Origin of the sequence: Marinobacter sp. SS13-12 (genome assembly GCF_030227115.1) — a bacterium.
Classification (GTDB): domain Bacteria; phylum Pseudomonadota; class Gammaproteobacteria; order Pseudomonadales; family Oleiphilaceae; genus Marinobacter.
In genome coordinates this window covers 169,484-187,325 of record NZ_JASSUA010000001.1, presented here as the reverse complement: position 1 = coordinate 187,325, position 17,842 = coordinate 169,484, and the positions used below count along the sequence as shown (strand labels likewise).

The window sequence follows — 17,842 nt, the reverse complement described above, 5'->3', positions numbered from 1 at the left end:
AAGAACTAATGGCTGAGAGCTGCCCCGAAACGGTGCGGGATTTGGTTTCAGGGCCCCGGCCGGAATCCGTCCAGACTTGTGATAGGCTTTGCTTTCTTACCCCGGACGACGACACAGAGCAGGTATGCCAGCAGCGCCAACCATCGAGCCCGGCTTTCACGCCATCCATGCGAACCACCTCGAAGACCTGCGTCGGGCCGTGGTCTGGATCTGTCGGAACAGCCCCTTGCCACCCCTGGAAAGTGAAACCTTTCTGGTGCAGAGCAACGGCATTGCCCAGTGGCTGAAGCTTGCCCTGGCGGAAGATTCGTCTGACCCTGGCAAAAGCGGCGATGGCGGTGGCATGGGCATTGCCGCAGGTATGGATTTCCTGTTTCCTGCCCGCTTTATCTGGCAGGCCTATCGGGCAGTGTTGACGTCTGCCGGGGTGCCGGAACAGTCGCCTTTCGACAAGTCCCGCCTGGTCTGGCGCCTGTTCCGGTTGCTGCCGGATCTGATTGCCGAGGACGACGTGTTTGCCCCGCTGCAGCGATTCATGGCCGGCGCGGATACCGAAACACGCCGCTACCAGTTGGCGGGCAAGATTGCCGACCTGTTCGACCAGTACCAGGTGTTCCGTGCCGACTGGCTGGCGGACTGGGAAGCGGGGCACGACCGACTGCAAATGGCGCGGGGTGAGCACCGCGAGCTGGGTGAAGAGTTGCGTTGGCAGCCAGTGCTGTGGCGAAAACTGGTGGAGGATGTTGGCGAACTTGCGGGTACCAGCCGCTCTCGCATCCACACCCGGTTCATGGAGGAGGGACAGAGGCTCACCGCGGCTGATCGGCCGTCTGACCTGCCCCAACGTATTGTGGTTTTTGGTGTCTCTTCGCTGCCGAAACAGGCACTGGAGGCTTTATCGATCCTCAGTCGGGTCAGCCAGGTGGTGCTCTGCGTCCACAATCCGAGTGAATTCTACTGGGCGGACATTATCAGTGATCGTGACCTGCTGAATGCCGATCGCAAGCGCGGGCTGGCCCACCCGAAACTGGCACAACTGACCGACCCTGATGATCTGCACCAGCACGCCAACCCGCTTTTGGCCGCCTGGGGCAAGCAGGGGCGGGACTACATTCGCTTGCTGGACGAGTTTGATAACCCGGAGGCGTACAAAAGCCGCATCGCCACGCCCGACGGCCGGATTGATATCTTCACGCCTCACGGCGAACCGGAACAGCCAGTGCTGCTGCACCAGATCCAGAACGATATACGCACGCTCACATCGCAACAGGAAATGCTGGACCAGAAGCGCAGCCTGGATCCGTTCCGGGACGATTCCGTGGTGTTCCACAACGCCCACAGCCCGCAGCGGGAAGTGGAAATTCTCCATGATCAGTTGCTGGCGGCGTTCAACAGCAACCCGGAACTTCGGCCCCGGGATGTGATTGTCATGGTGCCGGATGTGGATACCTACGCACCCCACATCCAGGCAGTCTTTGGCCGCTACCCGTCGTCGTCCCGCCGCTATATCCCATTCACCATTTCCGACCAGGGTCAGCGTCACCGTCAGCCGGTATTGATTGCGCTGGATACCCTGATGGCCCTGCCGGAAAGCCGTTTTGGCGTCAGCGAGATCATCAGCCTGCTGGAAGTGCCGGCGGTCAGGAGCCGGTTCGGCATTGCCGAAAGCGACCTGCCCCTGGTGCGTCAGTGGGTGGAGGGCGCCAATATCCGCTGGGGCCTGCACAGTGACCACCGCAGTAGCCTCGACCTGCCCGATGGTCTGGAGCGCAACACCTGGCAGGCCGGCCTGCGGCGGATGTTGCTGGGCTATGGCACCGGCCGCGACGACCCCTGGCAGGGCATTGAGCCCTTCGAGGAAATTGGCGGCCTGCAGGCCAGTGTGGCCGGCAATCTGTGCCGCTTCATCGACCGGCTGGAAGATCTCTGGCGCGAACTCCGGGCTACCGCAACACCGGTAGGCTGGCTGGACCTGCTGCAATCGATACTGGAACGTTTCTTCGATGACCTGTCGGACGACGAGCTGCTGCTGGTGAACCGTTTGCTCCGGCAGGCGGAGCAGTGGCTTCAGGACTGCGACAGCGCCGGCATGGGAGAGGTAGAGCTGCCCCTGAATATCGTTCGCGAAATCCTGCTGGAAGGGTTGGAGGAGGGTGGTCTCAACCAGCGCTTCCTCGCCGGCAAGGTCAATTTTGCCACGCTGATGCCGATGCGGGCCATCCCGTTCCGGCACGTGTGCCTGCTGGGCATGAACGATGGCGATTACCCCCGCTCCCGCCCGCCAGTGGATTTTGACCTGATGGCCCTGGATTACCGGCCCGGCGACCGTTCCCGCCGGGAAGACGACCGTTACCTGTTTCTGGAAGCCCTGCTGTCCGCAAGGGAGCAGCTTTATATCAGCTGGGTAGGGCGCAGTATTCGCGATGACTCGGAACGTCCGCCATCGGTACTGGTCAGCCAGCTCCGGGATCACCTTGATGCGGTCTGGCAGGTGGCGGCATCCGACGAGTCGGCCTCCGTTGCCCTGACCATTGAACACCCGCTGCAGCCCTTCAGCCGCGAGTACTTTCCTGATGTGAACGACGTTCCGTCCGCGCGTCGGCTGTTCACCTACGACAGCGAATGGCTCAGTGCGCACCAGTCCCGGGCAACTGAGTCGGAACAGCCGGTGCTGAGCTATCTGGTGCCGGCAGACCCGATCACCCTGAGTGAGATAGGGGCCTTCCTTAAACGGCCGGTAGAGATCTTTTATCAGCGTCGACTACAGGTACGTTTTACCGATGTGGAGAGCCTGGATACCGACAACGAAGCGTTCGCCATGGATGGCTTGCAACACTGGCGCCTGGAGGATGAGCTGATTCGTCAGGCAGTGATGAAAGCCGATAACGAAGATGAACTGCAGCAACGTCTGGACAGCTCCCTTGCCAGCATGGCCCGCCGGGGCGAGCTGGGCATGGGACTGACGGAGTACGCTCTGACCCGGCAGCTGGAAAGCCGAATGCCTGACCTGCACCGGCGCTACCAGGAAGCCCTGGCGCTCTGGCCTGAAGCCATTGAAGACGAGACGGGCTTCGACTACCACCATCAGCGTGGTGAAGATTCCGTGGCTGTCAGCGACCGTCTTGGCGATCTGCGCACCCGGCCGGATGGCGCGGTGTGCAGGGTAGTGATTGCCAGCAGCAACCTTCTGGAAGGGTCCGGGGGCTCTCGCCAGCTGCGATTCCCGGCCCTGCTCGACCACTGGGTGACGCACCTGGCGGGCAACCTGCGCTTTGAGGCTTTCCATACCCTGGTCATCGCCAAAGAAGAACAACGGGTCGTCAACCTGTTGCCCATGGACAGTGCTGCCGCCGGGGAATGCCTGGCGAGGATACTGGATGCCTGGATGCAGGGCCAGACACGGCCGCTGCCGGTGGAGTCCGGGGCAGCCTTCGCCTATCTGCGGGCTCTGTATCCCGCCAGGGGCGAGGGCAATGAAGACAAAGCGCTACAAAAAGCCGAGGAGGCCTATAACAAAGCCCTTGCCCGGGATCGCGGCTACCTGCACAGGGCTTACCCGGAGTTCGAACAGTTGCTTGCCAGTGAGCAGTTCGTGCAACTGGTGTCGACGTTGTACGAACCGTTCTGGCATGCGGAGCAGGCGGGTCGGGCAAAGACCAGCGGCGCTAACAGGGAGAAAGCGTCATGACCGGAAGCGTTCGCAAACTCGACCCCCTGACACTACCACTGCGCGGCAGCCAGCTGATCGAAGCAAGCGCCGGCACCGGCAAGACCTTTACCCTGGCGCTGCTCTATGTGCGCCTGGTGCTCGGGCACCGCACTGCCGAAGAGCCCCTGGCAGAGGGCATCATGCCCCCCAACCTGCTGGTGGTCACCTTTACCGAAGCCGCCACCAAGGAACTGCGGGACCGTATCCGCGCGCGCCTGACTGAAGCCGCCGCCCTGTTTGCAGTGCAACCGGATACCGTGGATACCGCCGCAACGGCGAAAGACCCGCTGGTCAACCTACGCAATGCGTGTCCACCGGCGGACTGGCCGGCCTGTCGTCGCAAATTGCTGCTGGCCGCGGAATGGATGGACGAAGCGGCTGTTTCCACCATCCATGGCTGGTGCAACCGCATGCTCAGCGAACACGCCTTCGACAGCGGCAGCCTGTTTCGCCAGACCCTGGAAACCAGCCAGACCGATCTGCTGGACAACGTGGTGCGGGATTACTGGCGCACCTTCGTGTATCCGCTGCCGCCTGAGTTGATGAGCGAGGTGCTGGACAACTGGAAAACCCCGGAAAGCCTGCGCCAGTCCGTTCGTAACCTGTTGCCTCATGTCGATGCCCTGCCTGTGCCAGAGCGTGATCCGGTGGCGGCCGCGGAGCACGCGAAAACCCGGCGTGAGCAGAGACTCAAGGAGCTGAAAGCCCCCTGGCCCGCGTGGTGTGATGAGCTGGATGAGTTACTGGTGGAAACCGCAAAGCGCAAACCAAAGCCATTGCACGGCGGCACTAAAAATTCCATCCAGAAGGCCGTGGACTGCCTGCGGGAATGGGCCACCACCGACGCTGCCGAACCCCATGATTTCCTGTCCAGAAGTCGCCCCAAAGGCTTCGACACCCTGGAAGCCGACGCCTTCGCGGAAAAATGGACCGGCGATGACGAGCCGCCCCATCATCCGGCCATGGACGCCATCGCCGAGCTCAAACCGGCCCTGAAAGCCATGCCGGTGGCAAAACCGGACATCCTAAACCACGCTGCCTGCTGGATTGCCAAACGTCTGGACAGTGAAAAACAGCGTCTCGCCAGTATGGGCTTTGACGACCTGCTCACCCGCCTGGATGAAGCCCTTGGCGGCCCCCAGGGCGGGCGACTGGCCGAGACCATTCGCCGCCAGTTTCCGGTGGCGATGATTGACGAATTCCAGGACACCGACCCGGTCCAGTACCGGATCTTTGATCGCATCTACCGGGTGGCCAGTAATGATCAGGACACCAGCCTGCTGATGATCGGCGACCCCAAACAGGCCATTTATGGTTTCCGGGGTGCGGATATCCATACCTACCTGGACGCCCGCCGTGCCGTCAGCAGCCGCACCTACACCCTGGGCACCAACTTCCGCTCCGCTGTTGCCATGGTGGATGGCGTCAACCGAGTGTTTGCCCGGGCGGACCAGTCGCTGCCGGAAGGGGCATTCCTGTTCCGTACCGGTGAAGACAACCCGCTGCCGTTCAGCCCGGTGAATGCCAGGGGCACGGACCAGCAGTGGTGCGTGCGGGGCCAGCCACAACCACCACTGACGTTCTGGACCCTGGCGGATGACCGACCTATTGCCAAGGAAGCGGGCAGGGAGGCGATGTCGGATGCCTGCTCGGCGGAGATTGCCCGCCTGCTGAATATGGGGCAGGCCAGTGAGGCCGGGTTCGGGGCTGACGGCAAGCCGCTGGAGCAGTTGCGACCAGAACACATTGCCATCCTGGTGAACAAGCGTGATGAGGCGGATGCCGTCAGGCGGGCATTGAGTGCACGGGGCATTCGTAGTGTGTACCTGTCAGACCGCAATTCGGTGCTGCAATCGGCGCAGGCGATGGAGTTATTGCAATGGCTGCAGGCCTGCGCCGAGCCCGGCCAGCTGTCACTGATTCGCGCGGCGCTGGCCACACCCACCATGGGCCTGGCCTACCAGGACCTGGACCGGCTGCTCAGCGACGAGAACGCGCTGGACAGGGAGATCAACCGCTTCCAGGGCTACCGGGAACTCTGGCAACAGCAGGGCGTGCTGCCGATGCTGCGACGCCTGCTCATGGACTACGAAGTGCCGGCCAAATTGCTGGCGGGGCCGGACGGTGAGCGCGGGTTGACTGACATCCTGCATATTGCCGAACTGCTGCAGCAGGACAGCCAGCAGCTGGACGGTGAACATGCCCTGATCCATCACTACACCGAGATGCTGCGGCAATCCGACGACGAGGACGAACACCGCACCATGCGCCTGGAAAGTGACGCCGGGCTGGTCAAGGTGGTCACCGTGCACAAGTCCAAAGGTCTGGAATATCCGCTGGTGTTCCTGCCGTTCGCCACCGAATTCCGTGAGGAGAAACCGAACCAGGCCTTCATCAAGTACCACGACGATGAGGGCAAACTCCGTATTTCCCTGGAACCGGATGACGACACTCTCGCCCGGGCTGACCGTGAACGACTGGGTGAGGATATCCGCAAATTCTATGTCGCCCTGACCCGCTCCCGCCACGCCACCTGGGTAGGCGCCGCCGGTATCAAAGGCTGGCGCCAGAGCGGCCTGGGGCACCTGGTGGGCCGTGAGGCCAGTGAGGACGACACTGATCTGATGCCCTTCCTGCAGACTATGGCCGCCGGTGAGCCCGCGATCAAGGTGGCGCCGGTGCCTGAGCCCGGGGACGATGTTTATCCCGGTGAAGCGGAGCCAGAGCTTGGTAAGGCTCTGGAGCCCGTGCGTGAAGCGAAGGAAAACTGGTGGATTGCCAGCTACTCCGCTATCACCTATGGCGCCCGCAGTCGTATTGGTGACGATTTTGCCCCCGCCAGTGAGGACCCGGAACAGGAGAACCTGCGGGAGGAATATGAAAACACAGGCACCGATATCGCCGCCTCAACCGAGGCATTGGCCAAAGGCCCGCTGCCCTTCAACCAGCACAGCTTCCCCAGGGGGGCAGGCCCGGGCACCTTCCTTCACGATATTCTGGAGTGGTGCGCCACCCAGGGATTCCGAAAGGTAGCCGACACACCGGATGACCTCCATGAACTGCTGGAACGTCGCTGCAAGCTGCGCAACTGGAGCGACTGGGCGGAGACCCTGAAAACCTGGGTCCACACGCTGGTCACGACGGACATTCCCCTGCCGGATAGCGGGGGGACCTGCTCCCTGGCAGGTCTGGAAACTTTCCGACCGGAGCTGGAATTCTGGTTCGAAAGCCACCAGGTGAATACCCGCACCATGGACAAACTGGTTCGCCAGCACACCCTGAATGGCGAGAACCGGCCGGAAGCCCACGAAACCACTTTTAACGGCATGCTCAAGGGCTTTATTGACCTGGTGTTCGAATATGGGGGCCGCTACTACGTGCTGGACTACAAGTCCAACGTCCTGGGGGAGGATGACCAGGCTTATACGAACGACGTGATGAGAGAGAAAATCCTCGAACATCGATATGACCTGCAGTACGTCATTTACCTGCTGGCACTGCATCGCCTGCTGAAGTCGCGACTGCCGGACTATGACTACGACACCCACGTTGGCGGCGCGGTCTACCTGTTCCTGCGAGGATGTGACGCACCTGGCGCCGGCGCCTTCACTGAGCGGCCGCCCCGTGAACTGATCGAGCAACTGGACCGGCTGTTTCGTGGCCAACAGGAGAAGGCAGCATGACGGGGGAAAGCGGATACATCCAGGACCTGTTCGACGAAGTGCCGGCGCACACGGCACCCTTGCCTGGCAGTGCTCCTGACGCGCTGACTCTGTTGGACGTCTGGGTCGAGCGCGACTGGATCCGTGCCCTGGATCATGCTTTTGCGGCTTTTGTCTGCGACATTGTCAGTGAACAGGGTGAGCAACCGTCGGCCATGCTGGCATTGCTGGCCGCCATGGTTTCTCACCAGGTGGGGCGTGGACATGTCTGCCTGGATATAAACCACCTTTGCCGCGACACCGAGCCCACGCTGGTGCTGCCCCCGGAAGGCGCGGGCGCACTTCCGGCTGATAGCCTGCGGCCTTCTGACCTGTTTGCCGACGTCAGCCCGGGCGAACTTGTCGCGCTGCTCGGGCAAAGCAGTGCAGTGGGTGACGGCGAGCAGGCGACTCCACTGATACTGGATGGCTCCCGGTTATACCTGCGCCGGTTCTGGCGCTACGAGCAGGCCATTGCCGCCGGCATACGGGTGCGTCTGGCAGACCGCACGGAGTTGGTGGATTCAAGCCTGTTGGCCCGTGCGCTGGATACCCTGTTCGGGACTGGCCAGGAGCCGGATTATCAGAAAATCGCCTGTGCTCTTGCAGCCCGGAACCGGTTCAGCGTGATCACCGGCGGCCCCGGTACTGGCAAGACCACCACGGTGGTGAACCTGCTGGCGGCCCTGCAGTCGGTGGCCCGTGAGTCGGCTGGCGCTGATGGTGTCAGCCCCTACCTGCGTATTCGCCTGTCGGCACCTACGGGCAAGGCCGCTGCAAGGCTGAGCGAGTCCATCGGTGGTGCGGTGGATCGCCTGCCCCTGGACCGGCTGCCGGGCCGGCCCGACAGGAGCGCTATTCCCACCCAGGTCACCACACTGCACCGGTTACTGGGTAGCCGGCCAGGTTCGCGGACGTTTCGTCATAACGAGGATCACCCTCTGCCGCTGGATATTCTGGTCATCGATGAAGCCTCGATGGTCGATGTGGACCTGATGGCCTCGGTGTTCGCGGCGTTGCCCCATAAGGCCCGGCTGATCATGTTGGGCGACAAGGACCAGCTGGCCTCGGTGGATGCCGGCGCGGTGCTGGGGGAGCTCTGTCAGCGTGCCGAGGCTGCCCACTACCTGCCGGAAACGGCGCAATGGCTGGAATCGGTCACCGGATGCCAGTTGCCATCGCCGTTGACGGATACCGAAGGCCTGCCCCTGGACCAGGCGGTTGCCATGCTCCGCAAGAGCTATCGCTTTGACGAACACAGCGGTATCGGCGTGCTGGCCACAGCCACCAACGCAGGCAAACTGGACAGGCAGCTGATCAGCCAGTGCCGGGAACAGGCCTTTGAAGACGTGGCCTGGCTCACGGCGGATAGTGGTTCTGCCCGCGCTGGCGAAAACGCACCGGGCACGGAGCTGTTGGCGAACCACGCCCTCACAGGCAGCCGGGAACGTTTCCGGAACAATGGTGAGGGGCGTCTGGTCAATAACGAGCCGGTCGACCCGCCCGTGGGTTATGGCCATTACCTGCGTATCATCCGCGACCAGAAACCCGGCGCCGCCGGTGAAACCGAAGGGCGCGAACAATGGGACCACTGGGCCACCCAGGTGCTCGAAGGGTTTAACCACTTCAAGGTGCTGTGTGCGCTGCGCCAGGGCCCATTCGGGGTGGAAGGGCTTAACCGGGAAATCGCCGGGCGCCTGTGCAGTGCCGGCCTTGTCGATCGAACCGAGGGCTGGTACGAGGGCCGTCCGGTACTGATCACCGGAAACGACTATAATCTGGGCCTGATGAACGGCGATATTGGTGTCACCCTGAGTGTGCCCTGGGATCGCAACGACGCCGGCGAGTCGGTCGATACCCTGCGGGTGGCCTTTCCGTCCAGTGACGGCAGTGGAACCATCCGGTGGATATCCCCAAGCCGGTTGCAGTCAGTGGAGACCGTCTACGCCATGACGGTGCACAAGTCCCAGGGCTCCGAGTTTACCCACGCCTGCCTGGTGATTCCGGACCGCCTGACCCCGGTGCTGACCCGGGAGCTGGTCTACACCGGCATCACCCGTGCCCGTCACTGGCTAAGCCTGGTGGTGAGCCAGCAAGGTGTACTCAAAGAGGCCGTGGGCCGCGGGGTGATCAGGGCATCAGGACTGGCAAGATTGTTGTCGTGACTTGCCGGCCATTACTAACCTGCAGCAGGGAGGAATGGAATGAAAGGAACCATGCGGATACCGGGGTATCTGGTAACACTGTTCGCTGTGCTATGGCTGGCCGGTTGCACAAGCTCGCCGGCCAGGCATGGCTCGGGCGGCGATGTGGTCGCGATGCCGCTGACCAATACCTACTGGCAGCTGGTGAGTGTTGCCGGTGAACCTGTGCCGGAAACCGACCGTGAGCAGAAAGCCCATATTCTGTTCCTGGATGATGGCCGGGTGAGCGGCTTCAGTGGCTGCAACCAGTATATGGGCGACTACCGGGTAACGGGCGAAAACCTGCTGTTTGATTCCATGAGCAGCACCCTCCGGGCGTGCCCGGATAACCTGACGGAAGAATTGCTGTTCGCGGCATTCGCCAAGACCGTGGGCGTTAACCTGGACGGTATCGAGTTAAGGTTGCTGGGTGAGGCCGGAGAAGAGCTGGCGGTATTCGAGGCCTCGCGGATGAGATAGGACCAGCCCGCCTGTCAGTTTGTCGCCAGGCAGCCGGTCATGAAAATCCTGAATTCACTCACCAGCCGCTCCAGGCTGTTTTCCAGCCGATGCCCGTCCGGCAGCACCAGCAATGGCAGCTTCTGTTCCCGGGCCAGTTCCATCACCGGCATGGGTAGCACCACATCATCGTCCCAGCCGTGAATGATCTGGGTATGCCGGGCCTGAATCCGCGGGCTGGACTGGGGATAGGCGGACATTGCCAGCGCGGGTGCCAGCAGGAAACACCCCAGCACCGGGGTTTCGGCACTGGTACGGGCGCACACCCAGCCCCCCATGCTGGAACCGACCAGGACGGTGCGCTCCGGACTGGCCCCCGCCTCTGCCATGGCCTCTTTCATTTGCTGCAGGCGCTCCATGGGGACTTTCGTGTTGCGATGGTCCAGCGCGATTGCGGTGACCCCGGGGAAGGTTTCCGCTTCCGCTTTCAGGGCCTGCACCTTGGTACCTCCGGGGCCGCTCTCCAGTCCGTGGGACAGGAATACGTGAATGTCAGATGTCGCCATGATCACCTCCGGTGAGCGGGGTCAGTGTCGGGTTGCCGCGAGAATGTCCAGCGCGTGCCGGCGTTTCTCCGGATCGTAGAGGTCCACGGTGAACATCAATTCGTTCACCTCTACGGTCTGCAGTAAACGCTCCAGCTGCTCGCGAATGCTGTTCTCGCTGCCCAGCAATTGCAGCGACAGGAAATCCTTCACGCCGGCTTTCTCGCCACTGTTCCACAGTCCGTCCATGGATTTCACCGGCGGACGCATCCACAAAGGCTGGCCCCGGAACAGGGACAGAATACGCTGGTAACTGGTGGTGGCGAGGAACTGGGCCTCCTCGTCGGTATCCGCCGGCACCGCCGGAACAGCCAGTATCACGTAGGGCTTGTCCAGCTGCTCCGAGGGCTGGAAGTTATCCCTGTAGGTCTGGATCGCCTCGCGGTAGAGCCGTGGCGCAAAGTGGCCGGCAAAGGCGTAGGGCAGGCCCCGCATGGCGGCGAGCTGGGCGGTGTAAAGGCTGGAGCCGAGCAGCCAGATGGGCACGTTGGTGCCGGCACCGGGGATGGCCTTTACCTGTTGGCCTGGCTGAAGCGGGCCAAGCAGGGTCTGCAGTCGTGCAACATCCTCGGGGAACTGCTCCGCCCCCAGGCCTTCCCGGCGCAGGGCGCGGCTGGTAATGGGGTCGGTTCCCGGTGCCCGGCCCAGGCCCAGGTCGATGCGGCCGGGATAAAGGCTTTCCAGGGTGCCGAACTGCTCGGCGATCACCAGGGGAGGGTGATTGGGCAGCATGACGCCGCCCGAACCCACGCGGAGGGTTTTGGTGGCGCCGGCGATGTGTCCCACCAGAACGGCCGTTGCGGAACTGCTGATGCCTTCCATGTTGTGATGTTCGGCCAGCCAGAAGCGCTGAAAACCGAGGCTCTCCGCATGCTGCGCATAGGCCACGCTGTTGGCCAGGGTCTGGCCAACAGAATCACCTTCGCGTACCGATGCCAGCTCGAGAAGCGAGTAAGCCGGGGATTGTGCGGAAAATTGGGCGTTGGAAGACTGCGACATTGAATGCTCCGGTTTTGAACTATCCCGCAGCATAACAAAAAGCGGCGGGTATGCCGCTATAGGGGGTGGCCGGTATTGCTGTCCGACATCCACCAACCCGGCAACAGCTGACGGATGTCGGGCTGAAGAAAGCGGTCGTCGATGAGCCAGATCACGCCCTGGTCCTCTGGTGTGCGGATTACCCGGCCTGCGGCCTGGGCGACTTTCTGCAGACCGGGGATCAGGTAGGTGTAGGCCTGGCCGGCGCCGAAGCGCTGTTGCAGTCGCTGGCGCAGGATCTCGTGCCAGGCATCAAACGGTGGCAGGCCCAGGGTGGCGACAAAGGCGCCGATCAGGCGGTCGCCGGGCAGGTCGATGCCTTCGCTGAATACGCCGCCGAGTACGGCAAAGGCAACGCCGGAATTGTCTTCCCGGAAACCGTCCAGGAATGCCCTGCGTTCCTCGCCGGACATGCCTGGTTGCTGGGCTCGCAGGGGGATGTCAGGCGCTAGGTCAGCCAGGGCATTGCGTACGCGGTTGAGGTAGGCAAAACTGCTGAAAAAGGCCAGGTAGTTGCCGGGCCTCTCGTGGTATTGGCGGGCAATGAGTTCTGCAATGGGTACCAGTGAGCGTTCGCGATGGGCCTGGCGGGTGCTGATGCTTGGGGTGAAATGCACGCTGAGCTGGTCGGCAGAAAACGGACCGGGCAGCGACTGGAAGCAGGTGTCTTCCGGCATGCCCAGCAAGTCACGGTAATAGATGCCGGGTGACAGGGTGGCGGAGAACAGCAGGGTGCTGTCAGCAGCCTCGAAGCGAGGCCTGAGGAAGTCTGCCGGGATGAGGTTACGGATGGCCAGTTGCGCCTTGCCACGACCGGGCCTGACCAGTTCGCACAGGGAGTGGTCGCCGAACACCTCCGCCAGTTTGGTAAAGGCCAGGCTTTCGAACATCAGTTCCTGCAGCGCCAGGTCCGGTGGATGGTCGGCCAGGTAGTCGGTAATGGCCGAAACCAGGCGGTTCAGCGCGCCGGTCAGTGAGCCGGGCAGGTTATCCAGAATCACCGGTTCACGCCTGATATCAGGGGCATGATCCCGGATCACCGATTGCCAGGCCCGGGACACCCCGTCCAGGCTGGGCTTCAGTGCCCTGGGTGCCTGCCGCCGAATCCGCAGCAGGCGGGTCTGGCTCAGTTCCACCGAGTACATGCCCCTGGCCCGGTCCACCAGGTTGTGAGCCTCGTCGATCAGCAAGCTGGCTTTCCAGTCATTCTGCCGGACCAGCGCGTGGAGCAGGGCGGACTGGTCGAACATCCGGTTAACATCGGCAACGACGACATCACACCAGCGGGCCATTTCCTGGGCCAGGAAGTAGGGGCAGATGCCGTGCTGGCTGGCGATGTCAGCCAGTACCGGCTGGGTCAGGGCGCCGGTGTGATTGGCGGCGTCTGCCCGAGCCTCTGGAAGCCGGTCGAAGAAGCCCTTGGCCAGCGGGCAGGCGTCGCCGTGGCAGGCCTTGTCCGGGTGTTCGCAGGCGTGGTCCTTGGCGACCAGTTCCAGGGTTCGTAAGGGCAGCGCGCCCGGTTGCTTCTCCCGCAAAAGATGAACGGCATCCACCGCCAGGTGGCGAGCGGTGTTGCGGCTGGTGAGGTAGAACAGCCTGTCCTGTTTGGCCGCAGGCATTGCCATAAGGGCCGGGAATAGAGTGCCCAGAGTCTTGCCGAGACCTGTGGGGGCTTCCAGCAGCAACGTTCGGTGGCGAAGGGTGCTCTTGTAAACGGTTTCCGCCAGAGCGCGTTGCTGAGGGCGGAAGTCAGGGAAGGGAAATGTCAGCCGTGCCAGCGCCCCGTCCCTTTCCTGCCGGTGACTGGCCTCCTGTTCCGCCCAGTCGCTGTAGATGGCACAGAGTTGTTCCAGTTCCTGCCAGAGTTCGTCGGCGCTGGCGGTTTCGGTGATGGGCGTCTCTTTGTCCTTGCCCACATCGTAGTAGATCAGCGCCAGATCGATCGTTTTCAGCGTTTCCTGACGGCACAGCAGCGCCCCGTAAACCCTCAGCTGCGCCCGGTGCAGGTTGCGCTGGGCCTCCCGCACCCGGGACAGGTCGCCACGGTGAGTCTTGATTTCTTCCAGCCGGCCGGCGATCGGGTCGTACCCGTCGGCCCGGCCACTGACCATCAGTTTGCCGCACTGGCCGGCCAGTGCAACCTCGCTTTGATACCTTGGCCCGCGACGTGCCTGCACGGCGCCATGGCCGGCAATGCCTTCTTCCGACGTGGGTGCCGGCGTGTAGCGCAAGTCCAGGTCACCCTTGCGGGCGGCGAACTCGCAGAGAGTGCGCACCGCCACCTTGAGTTCGCTCATTCGCCAGTCCCGGTCCAGCGGACGTAGCAGACGGACACCGGAATATCCTGTTCAACGCAGAACTCCAGCCAGCGGGTCTGGTGATCCTGCAGACGATCACCGGGGCCTTTTACTTCGATCATCTCATAGCGCCGGTTCGGGTCGGAATGGCCGGGTTGAAAGCGGATCAGGTCGGGAAAACCGCTGCGGTGTTCCCGCAGGTTATCCAGCAGGCGCCGGAACATCGGCTCCAGGTGGTGGGTGGGGATGCATTCCAGCGCCAGGTTTAACAGGTCCTCAGAGAGCACCGGCCAGATTACGAAGGGCGAAGCAGTGCCCTGCTTCTGCCGCCAGGTGTTACGGATCCGGGATTTATAATCGTTGGTGGCAAGGGCGCCCAGGCAGTCGTCAAACAGTGCTTGCCGGCGCTCCACAAAATCCTCCCGATACAGATCCACCGGCCCGGTGTGGAAGGGATGGAAGAAGGCGCCGGGAACAGGGGCGAACAGGGCCGGCCAGCACAGCAGGCCAAACAGGCCGTTGATCAGGGTGTTTTCCACGTAGGCAACCGGCGCTTCCGGCTGGGACAGGTGTTCCATGGCCACCCATTCCACCGAGTGGCCCTCCGGATTGTCCAGCTCCAGGGTAAAGGCTGTTAGCGCCGGGCGTGCGGATGGCGGAGGCGGGGTTTTACCCAGTTTTTTGGCCAGGCGTGACTCGATGCGTTCAAGCCCTCGTTCTTCCGCGCCAAACCTTGGCTCCTCACCGGCGGCCATGATTAGCTGCCAGGCTTCGCGGTATCGCTTCAGCCGTTCCAGCAGGCGCAATTGCCGCAGGCGGGCTTCACGGTGGCCACTTTGCTCATAGGCGGCCAGTGCCAGCTCTGTGTTCCGGCCACGTTCTGCCAGCTTGCCCAGTTCAAACAATAAGCGGCCACGCCGACTTTCCAGCCAGGAATTGTCGGAGGCGGCCGGCACCTCCTGCCATACGGTTTCCGGTGATTCGCCGTTGTCCAGGCGTTCGCGGCAGTGATGCATGACCAGGTAGCGATCCACATCGTCGCGTTCGTCAAAGGCGCGGGATTCAGCAGAGAGGGGGACCTGTTCGTATTGTTGGTGACCCAGTTCCACCAGCACGAAATCGGACCAGCTCTGGCGCAGATTGCCGAAGAACATCAGCCTCAGGCAATCAAACAGGGGCATGTGGTTCAGTCGGATTACCCGGGTGGGCAGGTTTGGCAGCCAGTGTTCCACGGGAGCGGGATCTGGATGCAGGGGGATCAGTGTGTCTTTCAGCAGTCCCTTGGCGGCAGCGGCCGGCAAGCCAGTCGCGGAGATCCGGTCGGCCAGGGCAGGGCGAAGTTCAGCAAGGGTGAACAGTCGAAAGACCTCAGCCAGGAGGATGTCCGGGGCGTCATCAATCCAGCCGCTGCGCGACAATCCGCTGGCAGCGTCAGCCACCGGGATGCCAAACTCGGGGTAGTTAAGCTTTTCCACCCGGAACAGCTCGCCCGTGCGCATCACCAGCCGCGCCACCAGTGCCCGCTCCGGCTGGTTCAGCGCCAGCAGGCTGTCTATGTGCCCGGTTTCCTCTGCGGTCAGCAAATCACTGTGGTGCCGGCGTACCCAGCGTACCACCGTCTCGAAGTTTTCGAGATAGTACAGCGGATTGTCCAGGTCGGCGGTGCCGGGAATGGAGGAATGTGGGGTTGATACGGGCGTCATAGAAACTGTTTTGCTGGCCAGAGCGTAAGCATAGAATGATCAATGATGATGCCCTATGGAGAAGCCGATATGCGAGCCCTGATTGCCGTGATTTTCATCTTGTCCTCAGCGTCGGTGATGGCCGCTGAGTGTCCGGCCTTCCTCAATCATGACCTGCGAAAGCTGCATTCGTCGGATTCCGTCAACCTGTGCGACATCGCCGCCGGTAAACCCATGCTGGTGGTCAATACCGCCAGCCGCTGCGGCTACACCGGGCAGTTTGAGGGGCTCGAAGCGCTGCACAAGGAGTACAGCGACAAGGGCCTGGTGGTCGTTGGCTTTGCCAGTGATGATTTCCGCCAGGAGGCGGCGACCGAGGAAGAGGCTGCCAACGTCTGCTTCGTTAATTTTGGCGTCAGCTTCACCATGATTGCGCCCTCGGCGGTGACCGGAGGCGAAGCCAATCCGGTATTCCGGGCCATCAACAGCCAGAGCAGTCAGCCCCGCTGGAATTTCCACAAGTATGTGCTGAATGCCCGGGGCGAGGTTGTGGAGGCGTTTCCCAGTCGTGTAAAACCGGATGCCCCTGAACTTCGCAGTGCGGTTGAGCGGGTAGTTGCGGACCGCTGAGCCGGAACCCTCACAGGTCCACGACGATTGGTGGATTCAGCGGTTTGAAACTGCCGTCGCAGGTGCTGGCATTAACGAACAGGCAGTCATTCCGATTGAGTTGACCATGGCTTTCGTGAATATGTCCGAACACGTGCATTTTCAGCCGTAACCGCTCCAGTTCCTGTGTCAGGTCGTCGCAGCCCACGGACTGGGAGTGGGTGGCTGTGATCACCTGGTCGAGAATGCCCGCCGGTGGGCCGTGGGTGATCAGGATATCGGTATCGGCGGGAATCTGTTCCCATCGCTCCGCGATGACCGGGCCGCGCGAGAGGTTGAAGGCCCAGTCGAAGAACACCGGCGTCCAGGGACTGCCCCAGAACTTCAGGCCCTCAATGTCAGTGCCAGTATCCCGCAGGTAAATCGCGTTACTGATCAACGCTTCGGCCTCTGCCGGCTCATCCTGCAGGCACCAGTCGTGGTTGCCGGCAATCAGGATCTTGTGGCGGTGGGGCTGTTCGGCAAACCAGTTGTCCAGGTCTTCCAGCTCCTCAAGGGTGCCAACGCCCAGGCAGTCACCGGCGTGGATCAGGATGTCGCCATCGGGCACCGTTATCTGGCGGTGCATGCTGTGAGTGTCCGAGATACAGACCAGTCTCATGAAGTCTCGCCGGGTTTGTCGTGGTTGTTGAAAGCGCCATGGCGCCCGGCGCCGCCGGCAAACCGGCCGGCACCTTCGATAGCTTCTTCGAACACCACAGGATAGCCCCCCGCACCCTCGGCAGCCAACGCTTCCGGCAGTTTCATGTCCCACTGATGAATGGCTGAGTGGCGATCGGCACGCAGGCATGTCTGGGGAAATGCGGCAATGTCCGCTGCCAGGGCCTCCGCGGCGGATCGGGCCTGTCCATCGGGTACAACCCGGTTCGCCAGCCCCATGGCTTTGGCTTCTTCGGCGTTGACCGGCCGCCCGGTGAGGATCATGTCCATGGCATGGCCATGGCCGACAATTCGCGGTAGCCGTACCGTTCCACCATCAATCAGCGGCACGCCCCAACGGCGGCAAAAGACACCGAACGTCGCCGTTTTCTCCGCCACTCTCAGGTCGCACATAAGCGCCAGTTCCAGGCCGCCGGCCACCGCATATCCGGTCACCGCTGCAATGACGGGCTTCGACAGTTTCATGCGGGACGGGCCCATGGGGCCAGCCGCTGTCCCTGTGGCCTCAATGTCGTTGCGCCGTTCCGGGTCGCCGACGGCTTCCAGGTCGGCACCCGCGCAGAAGTTGCCGCCTTCGCCCCAAAGCACGGCCACTTTCAGCCCATCGTTCTGTTCAAAATCGGTGAAGGCCTTGTGCAGGGCGTTCGCGGTTTTGCGGTCAACGGCGTTACGTTTCTCGGGGCGGTTTATAACAATGGTAACAACAGCGCCAGTGGTTTCAGTGTAAACGGGGGGGCGTGTCACAGGGGGCCTCCTGGTGGTTATTGTTATCGGGTCTGACAACCGGAGTTACTACTGTGTACTCTGCAAGATAACGACACCAGGCCGGGTAGGCAAGC

11 protein-coding genes are annotated in these 17,842 nt (G+C 62.3%); 5 read left to right on the top strand and 6 right to left on the bottom strand.

What is annotated here, in order from left to right:
* Positions 1-124 precede the first annotated feature (124 nt).
* From recC to QPL94_RS00885, 4 genes are read left to right on the top strand one after another with little or no spacing between them, the layout of a single operon-like run.
* Positions 125-3,688, top strand: a complete 3,564-nt coding sequence (gene recC / locus QPL94_RS00900; RefSeq protein ID WP_285354901.1) for an exodeoxyribonuclease V subunit gamma — start codon at positions 125-127, stop codon at positions 3,686-3,688.
* The gene (gene recB, locus QPL94_RS00895; RefSeq protein WP_285354900.1) at positions 3,685-7,392 is read left to right on the top strand and encodes an exodeoxyribonuclease V subunit beta; all 3,708 of its coding nucleotides are present in this window, start codon (positions 3,685-3,687) and stop codon (positions 7,390-7,392) included. Before recC ends, recB begins: the two co-directional genes overlap by 4 nt.
* Complete coding sequence (gene recD, locus QPL94_RS00890; protein ID WP_285354899.1) at positions 7,389-9,575, top strand: exodeoxyribonuclease V subunit alpha; 2,187 nt, start codon at positions 7,389-7,391, stop codon at positions 9,573-9,575. Before recB ends, recD begins: the two co-directional genes overlap by 4 nt.
* Before the next feature lie 39 nt (positions 9,576-9,614).
* Positions 9,615-10,073, top strand: a complete 459-nt coding sequence (locus QPL94_RS00885) for an META domain-containing protein (protein WP_285354898.1) — start codon at positions 9,615-9,617, stop codon at positions 10,071-10,073.
* Positions 10,074-10,087: 14 nt separating this feature from the next.
* Here the strand turns inward: QPL94_RS00885 and QPL94_RS00880 are convergent, their stop codons facing one another.
* The 4 genes from QPL94_RS00880 to QPL94_RS00865 are packed head-to-tail and all read right to left on the bottom strand — an operon-like array spanning position 10,088 to position 15,695.
* Positions 10,088-10,618, bottom strand: coding sequence for a YqiA/YcfP family alpha/beta fold hydrolase (locus tag QPL94_RS00880; protein ID WP_285354897.1), 531 nt, complete (start codon positions 10,616-10,618; stop codon positions 10,088-10,090).
* Between the two features lie 21 nt (positions 10,619-10,639).
* Complete coding sequence (locus tag QPL94_RS00875; RefSeq protein WP_285354896.1) at positions 10,640-11,656, bottom strand: LLM class flavin-dependent oxidoreductase; 1,017 nt, start codon at positions 11,654-11,656, stop codon at positions 10,640-10,642.
* A 56-nt stretch (positions 11,657-11,712) separates the two neighbouring features.
* Entirely contained in the window at positions 11,713-13,992 is a 2,280-nt protein-coding gene (locus QPL94_RS00870) for an ATP-dependent DNA helicase (protein WP_285354895.1), read from the bottom strand.
* Positions 13,989-15,695, bottom strand: coding sequence for a VRR-NUC domain-containing protein (locus QPL94_RS00865; RefSeq protein WP_285354894.1), 1,707 nt, complete (start codon positions 15,693-15,695; stop codon positions 13,989-13,991). The genes QPL94_RS00870 and QPL94_RS00865 overlap by 4 nt, the downstream gene beginning before the upstream one ends.
* A gap of 69 nt (positions 15,696-15,764) precedes the next feature.
* On the opposite strand from QPL94_RS00865, the gene QPL94_RS00860 reads away from it, so the two are divergent.
* A complete protein-coding gene (locus QPL94_RS00860; RefSeq protein WP_285354893.1) occupies positions 15,765-16,304 on the top strand; it encodes a glutathione peroxidase in 540 nt (179 codons plus the stop codon).
* A gap of 10 nt (positions 16,305-16,314) precedes the next feature.
* Here QPL94_RS00860 and QPL94_RS00855 read toward each other — a convergent pair whose 3' ends face one another.
* Positions 16,315-16,944, bottom strand: a complete 630-nt coding sequence (locus tag QPL94_RS00855) for a metallophosphatase domain-containing protein (RefSeq protein WP_285354892.1) — start codon at positions 16,942-16,944, stop codon at positions 16,315-16,317.
* Positions 16,941-17,747 (bottom strand): crotonase/enoyl-CoA hydratase family protein, encoded by an 807-nt coding sequence (locus QPL94_RS00850; protein ID WP_285354890.1) that lies wholly within the window; start codon positions 17,745-17,747, stop codon positions 16,941-16,943. Before QPL94_RS00850 ends, QPL94_RS00855 begins: the two co-directional genes overlap by 4 nt.
* Between the last annotated feature and the right edge of the window lie 95 nt (positions 17,748-17,842).